The organism is Bacillus sp. FF-1 (assembly GCF_028548245.1).
GTDB classification, from domain to species: domain Bacteria; phylum Bacillota; class Bacilli; order Bacillales; family Bacillaceae_G; genus Bacillus_A; species Bacillus_A paranthracis.
The window spans coordinates 435,562-450,909 of the sequence record NZ_JAQQGG010000004.1 but is presented as its reverse complement, the minus strand read 5'-3'; the positions used below and the strand labels follow the sequence as shown (position 1 = coordinate 450,909).

General features: G+C 30.3%; 12 protein-coding genes. 4 read left to right on the top strand and 8 right to left on the bottom strand.

Annotated features, from left to right (window positions below; genetic code table 11):
* Positions 1-554: DUF3898 domain-containing protein (locus PQF83_RS17455; protein WP_033671976.1), on the top strand; the 554-nt coding region annotated here is incomplete at its 5' end.
* A 1,319-nt stretch (positions 555-1,873) separates the two neighbouring features.
* On the opposite strand, the gene PQF83_RS17445 is transcribed toward PQF83_RS17455, so the two are convergent.
* From PQF83_RS17445 to PQF83_RS17435, 3 genes are all read right to left on the bottom strand, one after another.
* On the bottom strand, positions 1,874-3,619 hold the full coding sequence (locus tag PQF83_RS17445) for a UvrD-helicase domain-containing protein (protein WP_000612351.1): 1,746 nt from the start codon (positions 3,617-3,619) through the stop codon (positions 1,874-1,876).
* Positions 3,616-5,694, bottom strand: a complete 2,079-nt coding sequence (locus PQF83_RS17440) for an ATP-dependent nuclease (RefSeq protein WP_000275953.1) — start codon at positions 5,692-5,694, stop codon at positions 3,616-3,618. The genes PQF83_RS17445 and PQF83_RS17440 overlap by 4 nt, the downstream gene beginning before the upstream one ends.
* A 522-nt stretch (positions 5,695-6,216) precedes the next feature.
* Positions 6,217-6,885, bottom strand: coding sequence for a hypothetical protein (locus tag PQF83_RS17435; RefSeq protein ID WP_000928913.1), 669 nt, complete (start codon positions 6,883-6,885; stop codon positions 6,217-6,219).
* Positions 6,886-7,808: 923 nt separating this feature from the next.
* Between PQF83_RS17435 and PQF83_RS17430 the strand changes: the two genes are divergently transcribed.
* Entirely contained in the window at positions 7,809-8,276 is a 468-nt protein-coding gene (locus PQF83_RS17430) for a hypothetical protein (protein ID WP_001078050.1), read from the top strand.
* A gap of 135 nt (positions 8,277-8,411) precedes the next feature.
* On the opposite strand, the gene PQF83_RS17425 is transcribed toward PQF83_RS17430, so the two are convergent.
* Positions 8,412-8,561, bottom strand: coding sequence for a hypothetical protein (locus PQF83_RS17425; RefSeq protein ID WP_157406501.1), 150 nt, complete (start codon positions 8,559-8,561; stop codon positions 8,412-8,414).
* Between the two features lie 204 nt (positions 8,562-8,765).
* Between PQF83_RS17425 and PQF83_RS17420 the strand changes: the two genes are divergently transcribed.
* Positions 8,766-9,335 carry a tyrosine-type recombinase/integrase gene (locus PQF83_RS17420; RefSeq protein WP_000808211.1) on the top strand — a complete coding sequence of 190 codons (570 nt, stop codon included), beginning with the start codon at positions 8,766-8,768 and terminating at the stop codon, positions 9,333-9,335.
* 1,500 nt (positions 9,336-10,835) lie between these two features.
* On the opposite strand, the gene PQF83_RS17415 is transcribed toward PQF83_RS17420, so the two are convergent.
* The gene (locus tag PQF83_RS17415) at positions 10,836-13,058 is read right to left on the bottom strand and encodes a hypothetical protein (protein WP_000723769.1); all 2,223 of its coding nucleotides are present in this window, start codon (positions 13,056-13,058) and stop codon (positions 10,836-10,838) included.
* A 428-nt stretch (positions 13,059-13,486) separates the two neighbouring features.
* Here PQF83_RS17415 and PQF83_RS17410 point away from each other — a divergent pair, with 428 nt between their 5' ends.
* Positions 13,487-14,152 carry a hypothetical protein gene (locus PQF83_RS17410; protein ID WP_000359969.1) on the top strand — a complete coding sequence of 222 codons (666 nt, stop codon included), beginning with the start codon at positions 13,487-13,489 and terminating at the stop codon, positions 14,150-14,152.
* 106 nt (positions 14,153-14,258) lie between these two features.
* Here the strand turns inward: PQF83_RS17410 and PQF83_RS17405 are convergent, their stop codons facing one another.
* The 3 genes from PQF83_RS17405 to PQF83_RS17395 form a co-directional block, all read right to left on the bottom strand.
* Positions 14,259-14,555, bottom strand: a complete 297-nt coding sequence (locus PQF83_RS17405; protein ID WP_000744249.1) for a hypothetical protein — start codon at positions 14,553-14,555, stop codon at positions 14,259-14,261.
* Between the two features lie 62 nt (positions 14,556-14,617).
* Positions 14,618-14,890, bottom strand: a complete 273-nt coding sequence (locus PQF83_RS17400) for a hypothetical protein (protein WP_000276810.1) — start codon at positions 14,888-14,890, stop codon at positions 14,618-14,620.
* A 73-nt stretch (positions 14,891-14,963) separates the two neighbouring features.
* Positions 14,964-15,332: a hypothetical protein gene (locus PQF83_RS17395; RefSeq protein WP_272792304.1), complete on the bottom strand. Its 369-nt coding sequence runs from the start codon at positions 15,330-15,332 to the stop codon at positions 14,964-14,966.
* Between the last annotated feature and the right edge of the window lie 16 nt (positions 15,333-15,348).

Genomic DNA, 15,348 nt, shown 5'->3' with positions numbered 1-15,348 from the left:
CGTACATGCCCGAAGAAGGTATGGTCGAAGTGGGCGAGCTAAAGATTCACCAAGCATCACACGCCCGTTACTTTGAAGACTTCTTAAAATTCGTCGAATACGAACGCTCTATGCCTGAAATTATGAAAACACAAGTAATGGACATGGTATATGACCAAATTGAAGATGTATTTGAAGAAGGTACGGAAGAACGCGAACAATTCGACCAAGCAATGGAAGTATGGGCTGCCAGTCCGAAACGCGAAATTATGGAACAATTTTCAACCGAAGAAGTAATGGAAGCTACCGCTCAAATCGTCGAGCATGCGCCTGAAGTGGAATTGAAGCTAAAAGCGGATCATATCTCTGTGAAAGCCCTACTTGCTGATTTCGGGGATCAAATACATATCGCAAAGGTAAATGACCGATACGTATTAATGATTGAGGCTGATACACTTACATTTGAGAAAGGCTTCTCTCCTATTGAATTTCTGAAGCCAGACGAGTTGCAAGACGTAATTGAACGGATTGAGAATAAGCAGCAGTATTCTTATGATCCGAACGGGATTGAATAAATTCTTTTATAAAAAGTGACTAATAAAGTGTTTAAAATAACTATTTTGTGTCCACAGGCGTGACCACGTTTGTGACCATCCAGTACGAAAATTTTCGGTTCTAATATTGAATAATTGCTTCCATGTAACTATTTTTTACTGAGCGCTGTTAACAAGCGCTCTTTTATTTTGGTCACATTTACGTGTCTATTTGGTGTTCACTAAAAGGATATGGGTACTAAAACCACTAATTTATGACCTTTCACATTACTAATTTATAGAAGGTCGGACCACTTTCTTCTATATATAGGTCCCATTTGTACCCTCTCCTACTTTTACACCATAAAGTGTTAAAGTGATCAATTGTAAATCTTGTAATCTATAATTATTTCTAAATCCATCTACTACCACTAGCTTATAATATCCTTTTGCACTTTCTAATATCTCGTCTATTTTATGAAAGTTAAGATTTTCAACCTCACTTTGTAATGTGCTTTTACCAAATTCCGCTTTTTAAATTTTTATAACAAGCGTGATTGATTTCAAATACGTTGCAAACTTCATTAAAATTGATAAATTTTTCACTTTAATTGTTTCTAATTGAATTTCTTTATCTCCTTTTTTTGATTTCGAATTATCTAACAATTATAAAAAGCTAGTTAAAATGGTATTAGTAATATTGATAAAGATAATATTTCTTTTATTTCTAGATAAACCTACTTTTAAACTCCCTGTAATACCTGTAGTTAAATTATCTAACCATCCTATACCAATACACCTTCCCACCAAACTTACTTGCCTTATCAACCATACTTTGCAAAATTTCTTCAGATCTACCTTTAGACTTAATATCTATTAAGTCTAAAGCAGACGTTTCATCAAAATATATGATTTTCTTCATTATATACGCGCCTCAACTATATAGAATACTTATAAATAAAAACATTACTCATTTGTTACCCTTAAGTAATAAATACATTTCCTTCTTTATTCCAAGGCTAACCTGTTACACAACCGTTTACTCGGGAAAGTACTTTTTTATTTGTTGACATGTCTCCTTTGAGCGTAAAAATATGTTTTAGAGCCGTTATGTAAAATAAGAAACGCCGAGATATTTCCTATTTTATATTTGATCATTATTATCAATTTTTTCTTATAAAAATATTCTAAATAAAATTAGCAAACTTACTCATTTCGAATAAAGATACACATACTTAGAGAAAACCCGAAATTAAATCCTTTAATTATAATATTATATTTAAAAATAATAAAGCTATTTAATTTCGGATATCCAATAATTAAAAATATCCTCTTTATTCTATCTAAAGCTTTAATTATATTTAAATTAATTGAGGTTCCTTTTTTAAATCTATTATTTGGAAGTTCAATTTAGATTCTATTATTACTCGATTCGCTTTTAATAATTTAGGTGTTACTATAAATAATCTATCCATAGCCCTACTTATACCTACATAATAAATTCGTTGTTCTTCATCTTCAGCTAAGTTTGGATTAGTAAGAAACTCGATTGTATCTGTTATCAATAAGACATTTTGAAACTCATCGCCCTTTGATTTATGAATAGTCCTATGCTGACTAATATCTTCTTTATAATTTATACACAATGCTATTTCTTTATAAGAATATGTATTATAAAAATCTTGAATAGCACCGTTTCTAAAACCCGACATGCTTATAGCTTCTCTAATTAGCTGATAGAATAACATTAAAGGTTCTTCGAAAAACGTCTCTTTTAACTGTATTAATTTTTGTAACATTGATACAGATTTATTGAATTGTTCTTTTTCAGAATAACCATTAAAATTAGCACTCATTATTTTTATAGCATTTTTGTAATCATTATGTTTAGCAAACTCTAGAGCTTCCATTGAATTTTTTATAATACTGTATCGTTGGATATTAGTATCTTTTGAAGCTAATTCACCCAACAGTTTAGTATTCAAATTACTATTGTCTACTCCAAGTTTCATTGAATTTGCGGTTGGGTTATCCCTAGATAGGGTTTGAATAAATAAACCCTTACCAAACATGTCTTGGATTTTATTAAATGCCTCTATACTATTCCCTACAAATAAAATAGGTCTATCACAGTCTACATTTCTAATTTTAGTTTGTTCAATATCCGCTCTAATTCCATTTAACAAATCAATTATTTGATTAGAACTCCTTCTATTTTCAGTAATAGTATATTCACTTAGATTATCAACTTTGAATTTAAGATAATCTTCTATACTAGCACCTTGGAATGAGTATATTGACTGTGCAGGATCTCCAATTACCCCTACAATAGTTTCTTCTTCTGCTAATAAAGATATTATCTTAGCTTGAATCGGATTAGTGTCTTGAAATTCATCTATGAAAAAATAAGGAAATTTAGCGCGTAAGACTTTTAGAATAAATGGATATCTCGTAATCAATTCATAACTAAAATACAGTACATCGTCATGATCAATTTTACCTTCTTGCCAATATATTTTTTTATAATTAAGTAAATCTGTTTCTAGAATTTTAACCACCTTACGTAACTGTCTAGCATCACTTTCTTCACCACTTAAATCTAAGTTTTGGTCACAATTAAATCTATATTTAAGGCCAGCTAACCAATTGAATAATGCATCTTTGTTTTGTGGTCTATTTAGCAATTGATTTATTGTATAAGGATGCTTGAGTTTCTCAACCTGAGAATGATTTTCTAACCATAATTTAACTTTACTATATCTAGGTTCAATTTTATCGTGACCTTTTATTTTTTGAAAGTCTATTCCAAATAATTCTGCTATATGATTAATATATGGCTTAAGAATATGAACGTATAGAAAGCTATGAATGGTCGAAACCTCTACTTGATTAATGGATTGTGACCCTAATCTATTCAAAATATTTTCTACAGCTACATTAGTATATGTTATACATGCTATTTTACGTGTTTTCTCTAATCTATCAGAATGGCCCAAAACATTTCTGATATGATTTATTAACCAGTGAGTTTTACCAGCACCAGGTCCCGCAGTGACTTTGAAATGTCGCTCAATATCTATTGTATCTTGAGAAGAAATTGGAATCATTCTTTACACATCCATTCTATAGCTAATTTAATATAATCGGGTACATTAAACACTTTAAATTCAATATTTTCTTTTTGGCCAGAAACTTTCTTTTTCAATAGATTTTCCTCTAGTACATAAGCTAATTCTAATGCATTTTCTCCTTTTCCCACTGAATTTAAATATCTTGAAGCAATTAATGCTTTTTTCTTATCTTCGTCTGTCCATATTAACCGTTTATCTTCTAATGCTTGTCTAATCCGTTCGTTTTCTTTTGAAGCATTTAAATTTCCAAGCATTAAATCGACTGATTTACCCTCACTATATTGATCCATTAGCTTAAAGATCTCTTCTCTATTGGCAGTAGACTCTGTAACCAATCCTTTAAAGTTTGGATTAAAACGAATCAAGTCGTACTCCAATGTTTTACCATAGTTTTCATCCTGCAGAAAGAATCTAATATTATCAGGATAACTATTTTTCTCTTCATTTCTTTTATACTCATACCCTTTTTCATCTATATACATTTCAAATGGATAACATTTTTTAAATGATTTTTTTTCAGTTTTTTCGCTAGGAGTTAAGTTTTTCCGCTCTGGATCTCTATCTGTTATACACGCTACTTTTCTTCTAATAGCATTTGGATTTGAAGTATTAAATAAATGTAAAAAATGATCGAAATATTTTCCATCCGCATTAATTACTGCTATATGATTATCTTCTAGAGAAATATTCATATATTCAGCGAATATATACATAAGTAACTGTTCTGCCAATCCCTCTACTAAAATAATTTTTTCGGCGAATAGCATATTGGATTTAGTAGCATCTAAAAATCTTTGGACGTATTTTTTACTCTTTTTATTTTCACCGAAAGTTTTTCCTGGATAACCAATTAAAGTTTCGCTTCCATTTTTATAAATACAAATTAATTCATCCAAATTTACAGCACCCGTTATATGAGTGGAATGTGTAGTAACGAAAATTTGTCTCACTTTTTTGTTCTTCAAATTTTTTTTAAGAAAATTTAATAATTGTCTCTGCATTGTAGGATGTAAATGTGCTTCAGGTTCTTCAATAACTAACATTGGATATACCTTGGCATTACTACCTAAATAATCTTCATTTGCATCAACCTGCATTTTTGCAAGTAATAGCGACATAAATATTAAATTATTGTATCCAAGTCCATTATTAATAATAGGCATCTTAATACCTGTCTCATATTCAACTATTAATTTCAAAGCAGAATAGAGCTCAATATCTGTTATACTTCCATCGAAATTTGGAGTAGATTTATCATATGAAGCACCTATATCCTGTGCATATGATAAAATGTGTTTTTTCCCTTCTGCCATCCGCTCATTCAATAGTGAAATTAAATCTCCTGCTGATTCCCCAAATTCTTTCTTTTTAATTTTAATTTCCGCTTCTTTTTGTTCCTTTTCTAACGTTCCATCCGATTTTATGTTATAGTCCATGAAGAAATCTAAAACATTTTTTAATAGCGTATTCTTTCCGCTAAACATATCTCGTTCAACATCTCTTATTGCATCTAAAAATTGAAAATCAAATTTTTTTAATGCTTCACTATCAGCAGTAACTTGATTAATAGGATTTCCACCCCATATTTTATATGTATACAATCTCAGAAATTCATCTTGGACAAGTTGCCATACTTCAACTATATCTTCTGCTTCTTTTACTGCACTTTGATATTTTTCATGAAACCTAGTTGGTAGGTAAAATTCATATTGTAATTTAGCTTCATAAGGTTCTTCTAATCTAGTTAACCAGTTACTTATAGTTACTAAGTCATCACTCATTAATTCTTCACAATCTTCTTGCTGTAAAGTAGCAGTTATTTTAATGCTAGGTGGATATACCTTTAATTCATCTAATGGTATGTTTTTATTAAAATCATCAATTGATAAATGCTTTTTACTATTAGTATTAAAAATTAATGCCAATGCTCGTAATAAATTTGATTTACCAGCATTGTTATGTCCAATAATAACGTTGATACCATCATTAAAATTTATAGAGTTGGCACGGAAATTTTTATAATTGATTATATTGATATTTGAAATGTACATTGAAATTTATCTCCCTCTACTAATAATTTATCACTTTTGTTTTTCCTTTTCTTTTTGATAACCTTTTTAATAAATAACTATTTTCACTCTGTATAAATGATAAATACTCTATCCTAATAATTCTTTTCTAAAAGATTTTCTATCCTCAAACCCAATTTTTGAAATTTAATCATATTTTTATTATACCGAGAAAAAACAAAAAGTGGTATGAAACCCCAGTTTAACACCATTTTTAAAGATCTATTTTATTTTTAAGAGACCATACTACACAACAGGGATGAGTTTCCCAAAACAATATGCTTCAAATTTATACCAATGATTGAACAAAATGTACTACATTATAACTTTTATGCTAGAAATTATTTAAATCCGTATCTTTAATTAAAAAGACAGCCGCTCTTTATTGGGTGGCTGTCTTTTCTACTCCTAGTCTAAAGCATAAATTATATTGTATATTTTGAAATTACATGACGTTTGCACAAAAAGAATCCCCCAACTTTCAGCTGGGGGAAATTAGAGTTTTCAATGCGTATAGTCTTCGGGCTTTAAATGTAATACAATCAATTCTTTAAATAATTCTTGTTCGACAGGAATTGAAACAAAATATCCCTTCTCTGTTTCTCGCTCTTGAAACTCGAACTCAGGGTTAAATTTAATTCTTTCGAAAATGCGAAAAGGTTGCTTCACAATAATAACTTCTTTAATACGTTCCAAATCTTTGTCCCAATATATCCATGTAAAGTATTGCAGGTTCGGTAAGCTATAGAGCTCACATGGTTTTTTTGCTGTTTTAGTTTCTTTGGAGATTGTTACAGTCGTTGGAAAAGCATTATTTACTGTTAATACGCGATATCCGTTGTTCAACAAAATCGGGAAAACTTCGTCAGGGAAATACACCTGAATTCTATTATCTATAAACTTCTCACAATCTAGTAATATTCGTTTCTTTTCATCTTTTTCATCAATCGTTTCTCGAATTTTATATCGAAATACGCTCCCGAATTCTTTTTTTAGTAGCTCACTATACATGTTTAAATTGTTCATTGCCAAATCATGAATATCTCTAGACCACTTCAACTTCTCTTCAAATGTTTTCTTATGATTTTGCGAAATACGTTCCATTTTAATTGTTAAAGCTTCAACACTTTCAATGTCGAAATTAACATGTTGTTCACCGAAATTCATCAACATAATCACGTCCCATCTAATTTTTTCAAAAAAATTAGCATGGGTAGACCGTGTTCTCTTTTGGGAAAGAGGAACTTATCGGTTTATTACCCATGCTTTATTAGGCAGAAACCGATAAGTTCCCTTCCTATTTAATTACAGTGATTTCTCTTAAAATTTTATATAACGTCACTTCTTTATATGTTTTGTCCCTCCTACTTCTTAGTTCTTTTATCTTATTTTCACCTTTCTCTTTTTCCCCATATCTCATTATATGTATGACACAATTGTATATTCTTAATTTATTTTATTATACAAGAAAGACAGAAAATAGAATTTCTCCATTTACACCATCTTCTATCTCACTTTTTTTATTCCAGTGAAGAATAACATTGATGAATTAGATAGCAATTGTACATATTCTTATAAATACATATATTCCTTTTCTTTTATAACCTAGCAACTCTATTCAGGAAACAGGACCAATTATGAAAAAGTTTCATGTACGTCGCTACAGTTTTGGAATCTTAACATCAAAAATCATTTATTATTAACATGTTTTTATAGATTATTCCTTCACCCCTGTCATACAAATAATTATTTCTTTTAGCATTGCTGGTCAATTCATGTAAAACAATTACATATGTGGTAAATTCACTAGGAAATAAATCCTATATACTGTAATTTCGATACGATATAAGCTTTATTGTTATTAAAAAAATAGATATTAATTAGTTATTTATAAACGTTAAATCAAGGTATTCAAACATTGATTATTTTTAGGAGAAAAAGTCCAATTAAAAAATCATCGAGAAATTCAAGCTGGATTTCATTCATTATTTACGATAGAACACAAAACAGTTCTATTCCTGATTAACTTTACTATAACCTTATATAAAGATATACTTTTATTAAAAGTGAAATATCTATTTGAAGGAGTTTAAATAATGAATCGGGATTTTTACTGGGAAAAGTTCAAAGAAATGAGTATTTTTATAATAGCTGTATCTATCATTTGTCTTATTCTTTCTTTATTAGCAGGTGAAACATTTCTTGTTTATATGTCTATTGTAATGATAATTTTATCCCCTTTATGGCCCGTAGTAGAGACTAATAAAGGTTTATATTTAATATTTCCAATGACTATTCCTATAATCTGTGTTTTTTTTGGTATTCCTTATTTGTTTTTCATATTAATTGGATCCTTTTTTGAGGAAAATATTGATCCGATACATCCAAACAGTAATTATGAGGAGAATATTGGTGAAGACTATGACGATGTAGAACCTGATAATGCAGATACTCAGCATGTAGATCCACACTGGGTTGACGGATATGAACGCTCTGACGGTACAGAAGTTGATGGGTATTGGCGCGGTGGAGATGATGGATACGAGCGAAGCAATCCAAATTAAGATCCTAAAAATCAATATTCGTTTAAAAATTTAATCTAAAAGAACTCCAAATTAAAGGAGTTCTTCTTTTTTTATGATCACAAGAAAAATCCACTTCGCACACAAAAAGAATGACTTTTAAATGCTATTTTTTTACTAGTCATCATCAGGATCTAATCCTATGTCTCTAAAATACTTTTCCCGAGCATCGACTTCACTTAATGCTCGTTTTTCCTCAGAGTAAGCAGGATTATCTAAATCTACTTTTTCGTGTCCTGTAGTTTTCTTTTTTTGTACCATTTCCACCTGGAATTAGTCTCCCCATATTGTCACCTCCTTTTGGACAATATAATTTTTTATATTCAACCAACAATGTAAACTAATAATAAAAAGTTTACATTGGAATCATTTGTTTTATTGACTTTGTTTGAAATTCAGTGATATTATCAAATTAACAAAAAAAGTATACATTCAAAACATCGATAATAAAGGATTGTAGGAGTTGTGGAAATGAAACAGGAAAGAGAAAAGAAAATACATATCATCGATGTCCAACCCATTCGAGATTTACAAAAAATAGAAGATATGAAATGGGCATTGAAACGTCATTGCGGCGAACGAGATTATATCTTGTTTCTTGTTGGGATTAATACAGGGTTGCGTGTAAGCGACTTATTGAAGTTAAAAGTTTCCGATGTCAAAGGAAAGAAGAAAGTATTAATACAAGAGGGAAAAACAAAAAAATCACGTACCATTCATCTCACCAACATCTATAATGAGATTCAAGAATACTTACAGACTGTTAATTCACAATGGTTGTTCCCATCACGAAAAGGTGACAAGCCAATAAGCAAGATACAAGCATATAGACAGTTAAACAAAGCTGCAGACTTTGCAGGTGTTGAAGCCATTGGCACTCACACTATGCGTAAAACCTTTGGTTACTGGCACTACAAGCGTAGGAAAGATGTAGCACAACTCCAGACAATATTAAACCACTCAAAGCCTTCAGTCACATTAACATACATCGGCATAACAGAAGAAGAGATAGAAGATAGTTTAGCTGACTTTGTACTATAAATTCAAAAGGAGAGATGAAACATGAACATACTCAGTCGTGATAAGGGTACATTCATGTACAAGCCAAACGTATATGTAACTACTTATTCGCAAACGATACAAATGTATTGCTCTTTTGTCATGGCACTATCACCAGTGTAGAAGATCATGACTTCACATATCTAGGAAGATAGCCAATACAACCAAGCAATACATCTCATTCACCGAGATCGAGAACGTGATAGATAGTCACTTGTGTCCGTTCTTTGCAGGTGTTACACACAGACAACCTACATAGACTAACTAATAGAGTGTGCTGCTACATGCTCTCTCTGCATGCACACTCCTAGCAAGACATGATGACATAGACAATCACACACATGCACATATCACAACATTGTAGTCATACCACTAACAGACTTACAATTAAAGTACCAAGCCCTCACCATCGCATGGCTACCTATGTGCGTTACCTCCAAACAAATGTCAATAATTAACTAACAACCTTATACAAACAATATACTTGTATAAGTACACTTGACTCGACCAGCTGGCCAATCTATTCAATATAACATTGACTCTTTTCTTCATTTCTGAAGCCTTGTAAATGCCATTGAATAAAACTCCAATTTTATCCCGATATTATTTCCTCATATGTACGTCGCCGATAATCTTTAGACTCAATTCTCACCAATGGTAGTAGAGGGCTTCCAAAGAGAACACAAGACTTATATGAGTCGTAAGATTCCTCAAATAGACGTGCTATTTATCAGTTAAATTCTCCCCCTACTTCAAAGCATGTAATTATTTGCTGAACCTGTGCTGTAAATTCTACAAAATAAATCCCCGACATCGCATGTAAAGACATAGGGAATCTCATGTTAGGCAATTATGATATCTGTTAAATATAATAGAAACAACAATTATAATAACTACTGCACATACAACTTATATGTAATTTAAATAATTGATACACTTAACAAACATGTAACAGGGGGATAGTTTACAATACTGAAGTATGTTACATAGCAGATAGGCCACCGAACACTCCAAAATCCACACTCACCCTTCGATTTCACCCTTGCTAACACTGACTTTTTATCATTTACTACTTTCAGCCACTAAATTTTTATCAAAACATTTGCTATCGACATGCTATCGTAAAAAATCAACAAAAATAGGCTAAAATCACCCAGTTATGAAGCAGTTTTCACCACTTTTTACTCACTTTCGAATGATTTCAACCTGTTCTCAGCTACTATTTCCGATAGCAAATACACCACTTTTAAGCTAAATATCTAATAAGTTTCTGATTTGTTCTCTAAATTATTTTATTATGTAAAAAGATAAAACCTCGGGTGCTGTCACCATCTCTTGCATTTTCCGCTATTGCTCCAAAATGCAAGACCTCGCCGCACCACCCGAACCCTCACGGCGTTAATCTTTATATTCTTTTATTATGTATTTTAACTTACCCTACAATCTCTTATATTATTTATATAAAGAAATGTAGGATAAATCTTATAGTGTTTTGATAAATTTCCCTCGTCTCACTTTATATTTTTCAAATAAATTCTTAAAAAAGATGTTTTTACTTTTCAAATTATCAAAATCTTTATCTGTTAATCCTGCACCTTCATAAATATCTTTGGTCGTCATTTCTTGACCAATTGGCCAATTGTCAATGAACTCCTTTAAGATAATTGATTTGTCTCCATTTTTTCGACTTACAACTTTCTCTTCTGCAAAACAATTCAATTCATCTGGGTTATCATCTATCTTACAACCAGGGAAAAGTTGTTTTACCATGCTAATAAGTACTTTATCAGCTTGAAAGCAATTTATTTCTATTTTCTCATCACAATTATAATTTCTTAATTTGGTTCTAAAAACTTCTTGTACGAAATCTGTTAGCATTGAGTAATTTTGATATAGATAAAGACTTTTGTTTTTAAATTTGTATTTATCCCCATGCATCAGATATTCAGAAAACACTTCAGCTGCTTCAGGATTACAACATTCTTGAAGAATATCTTTCATTTTCTTTTTATTAAAATCTGTACACAAATATTTTGTTGCATAAACATAATCAGGTAAAGTATTCCATCCGAATTGCACCATTTGAACACAATCTTTTGCTTTATTGCTTCCTTTTGTGTTTCCAAAATAAAAAATTGTATCTTCATCTGCTACAATTTCAACTTTATTTATAATTCTCGATAACTCTTCTTTATTTGTATTTACTAGTACATTTTTACGATTATTTAGTTCTTTCAGCATTTTTGCAGCTACTTCTCTGTAGGTAACTACATAAGTAGCTTTATTTTTTTGCATATTTTCTATAAATTTCACACAAGCATCAACAAGATATTTTTTACTCCCAAATTGCGTCTTATTTATCTTATGAGATTGATTGAATTTAAAAGTAATATTATCGAACCTTCTAGCGTTTTCAATATTCACAAACCGTATCACATCCTCATACGCATTCCCTTCTGAGCTTGCATAATCTGGATCAATAAGTGCTGTAGCATCGAATATTACAGTTTTAAAATTCTCATTGACTATATCATCTTTCATGGAAATCGTATTAATAAATTCTTGTTTCTTAGTCTTGCAGAATAAACCTCCCACTGTTAAAGCTCTGTGAATATGTTTTAGTTCGTTTTTGTATTTGTTAACCATATGCTTATCCCAAAGCAATTTAAACTCTTCATCGTTCAATAGAATAGGCTCGTTATTATTATTAGAGACTAAAAATCTATCGTATTTAGTAGAATAACGATCTAATTTATCTTTTAGAATTGTGCGTATTTGATCCCATTTCTCTTCTAATTTCTTTTTTTCACTTTTACCCTTTTCATTATTAATCGAAATATCACGAATAGCGTTATCAATATTATTAATCATTTGCATTGAAACGGACATACTATCTACCATCACTGGCTTTTCATCATTGATTATCATCGTCCGTGACTTAATCGCTCCGTCCTTATTTTCATAATGTTCGTATTGATTTAGATTTTCACCAAACGTTTCAAGTCTGGCATTCGTCATAAGGAGAATCGGAGAAAATCTTTGTTTTGTTTTTTGATTTGACATTTTACATTCATCAAAAAATGGACAATTTTCTTTACTACACATCCCGACTTTATAGGCCTTCATTCTTTTATTTTTACAAATACCTTTTTCATACGATTTTTCTGTCCACCCTTCTAATACGTATGTAAATGGAGTTTTACATTCTTTATCAATAATAAATTCAGTTTTGTAATATCCAATTTCCTTTTCTAATTCATTATGTATTCTTTTTAAATCGTCCAACTTATCGGTTACAATAATCATTCCTTCCTGAATTGAGCCTTCTCTCAATGCTTTACAAACTTCTTTAATAAAAACATATGTTATAGTACTTTTTCCGAACCCACAAGGAGCTGGAATAACTGGAATAGTCTTACGATTTTTCAATTCACCTAAAAGGATTTTTGCAGTAGTTCGTGCAAATTCAATCTGTTCGTCGGTTGGATTCATTTTCCACTCGATAAATAACTCCCGATATTCATTTACTACATTTTCTATAATACGTGAATTAACCTCCGAAACATTGACTACTTCTTCTGGTTCGTAAATTGTTCTATCTAAATTTTCAACAAAACAGGTATAATTATCATAATTAATTTTTCCGCAAATTTCTTCATACTCCTTATTAAGCTCTAAATCTTTCATCAATTGTATTTTCTTCATTAAACGTCCTCCTTTTTTGCTAATTAGAGTAAATAAAATAAAAAAACTATCTCAAAAATAGATAGTTTTCGTTTCAAATATTTATTTTTAATTAGCTTGTAGATATAATTATATAGAAGTAAATTAATGACACACAAATTCGCTGGTTTCATCTGAAGAATTCTAATTATTAAAAAAATAGAAATCATGATTCCCCTTCCTACTTATATCCTGCCATTTACCTTTTCCCCTATATTCACTACGTATCTCTATAATAAGGCCTACAATTTCATTTTTTTATTAATGCACTTTCCCACCAAAAAATCCAAACGATATTTATATAATTCAAGTATTTGTTTTCACTTCAATATAACGTCATATACTCCAATAGTTTCTTGTATTTATATACATTAAATTTCGTTATAATTCATAACGAAAGGAAGATTTATTTGGATAAAATGCAGATTAGTTTAGACCATAATGGTCACCTAAAATTAAATCCCACATACAGATATGACTTTATTAAAGTGAATTACACTAATACCCTTTTAAATGACGCTGTTTTTATGTTTCGTACAATTATATCAGAAACAGATGAAGATAAGGGTAATATTCTTGTGGATGTTGTAGATGAAAAAAGAATTAATGCGATAAGGATTGCAGAACATACCAACTCATTTATTCACATTTTACAGGATACTAATTTTGAAGGGAATCATAAGAAAATAACAGAAACGATAGAATTAGTGAAATATGATTACGATATCTGTAACACAATTTGTACAAAATTAAAGAATCAAAGATATTATGATAATAGCACAAAAGAAAAATGTGAACCTAGTGAGATCAAATACTTACTTTTCCAAGAATACGATAATGAAACAATTAACAATATATTCCCCTTAGAATTAGCACCTATTTTTACTAAACAGTTAGATGTATGGCATTACGGAGAAAAATACGAAGACTCTTTAAAAGAAGGAACTCAAAATCAATCAAAATATTGGTACGATTTATATTTGCGTTCTGAATTTGAATGGTGGAACGAAATTTTACAGTTCAAATACCTACCATCTAGAGACATGAAACCAATTAAATATAAACCCACAATTTGAATACAACATTGGTGTGAATTTAGGGATAGGCAGAGATAAAAACCTTCTATCCCTAGAATTATATTGCTCACTAACAATATTAAAAAGGATGAATAAAACTCTTTTCTTATTCTTCTATAATTGAAATCTCATCCATATTCCATTCAATTAAATTTTTAAACTCATTGTCCACTTCACAAATTTCTTCAACCGTGAACATATTAAATAATTCTTTCATTGAAAGTATTTGGTATTCTATGTAAAAGTCTTTAACAGTAGGATTTTGGGCGTATTTATTATTAAACCTTTTGATTTCGGAATCCATTTCTTCTTTATTTGCAAATAACTTGTTTATTGGATGTTCTGGACCACGTTTTAAGATTGCATTCCCGTTTAAATGATAAAATTCTTTTTGCTTTTTCATTTGAATTTCCCTCCAAATTTAGTGTTGTATACTACAAATTAAATTTTTATACATATCTCGGTCTAAAAATTTAGATATGTACGTCTATCTATTTTTACGTAAACAATTTTCTTAAGTTTTATAGCTTCTGAATCTATTAATAAGAATGATTCGTGATGTTCAATATTTTCAATAAACGAAACAAATTCTTCTTGAATTTTACTTTCTAAACCCGCTTCAACAGAATCAATACTTGCAAAGAGCTGCATGTGATCGTCCGTATGTATAGTAATTGTGTAAGTATATATCGGTTTCTCTGGTTGTGTTATGGATAAAACATCAGTAATCTTGTACATCGAGGTGTTTCCTCCTTTAATAAAACTCTTGTTTTATGTAATGCTAAAATCATATAACACATTAAAGTTATTATTATCTCGCTTCTAACTCAGCTATTCTGTGTCTCCATACAGCTAAACCTTCTTCAAGTATTTGCATTTGCTCTTCTTTTTTATCAATCTCATTTTGTATTAAAACTTTAGTTTCATCAAAGGAAACAATTTTTTTATCCCTTTTTAACCACCTAATCGATATTTCCCGACATTTGATATCGTCCTCTTTCGGCTTCATTAAATGCTTAATAATATGATACTCTCCACAAGTTGCGGATTCCCCATCTCTATCGATATAGAATATTGAATGACCTATAAGCATATTGTGGTCGCAACCAATTTTAACAAGCTTGCATCCTACGCTTTCCAGGTATGCTTTAGCTTTTTCTTCAAATCCTGCTATCAACATATCAATCTCTCCTTAT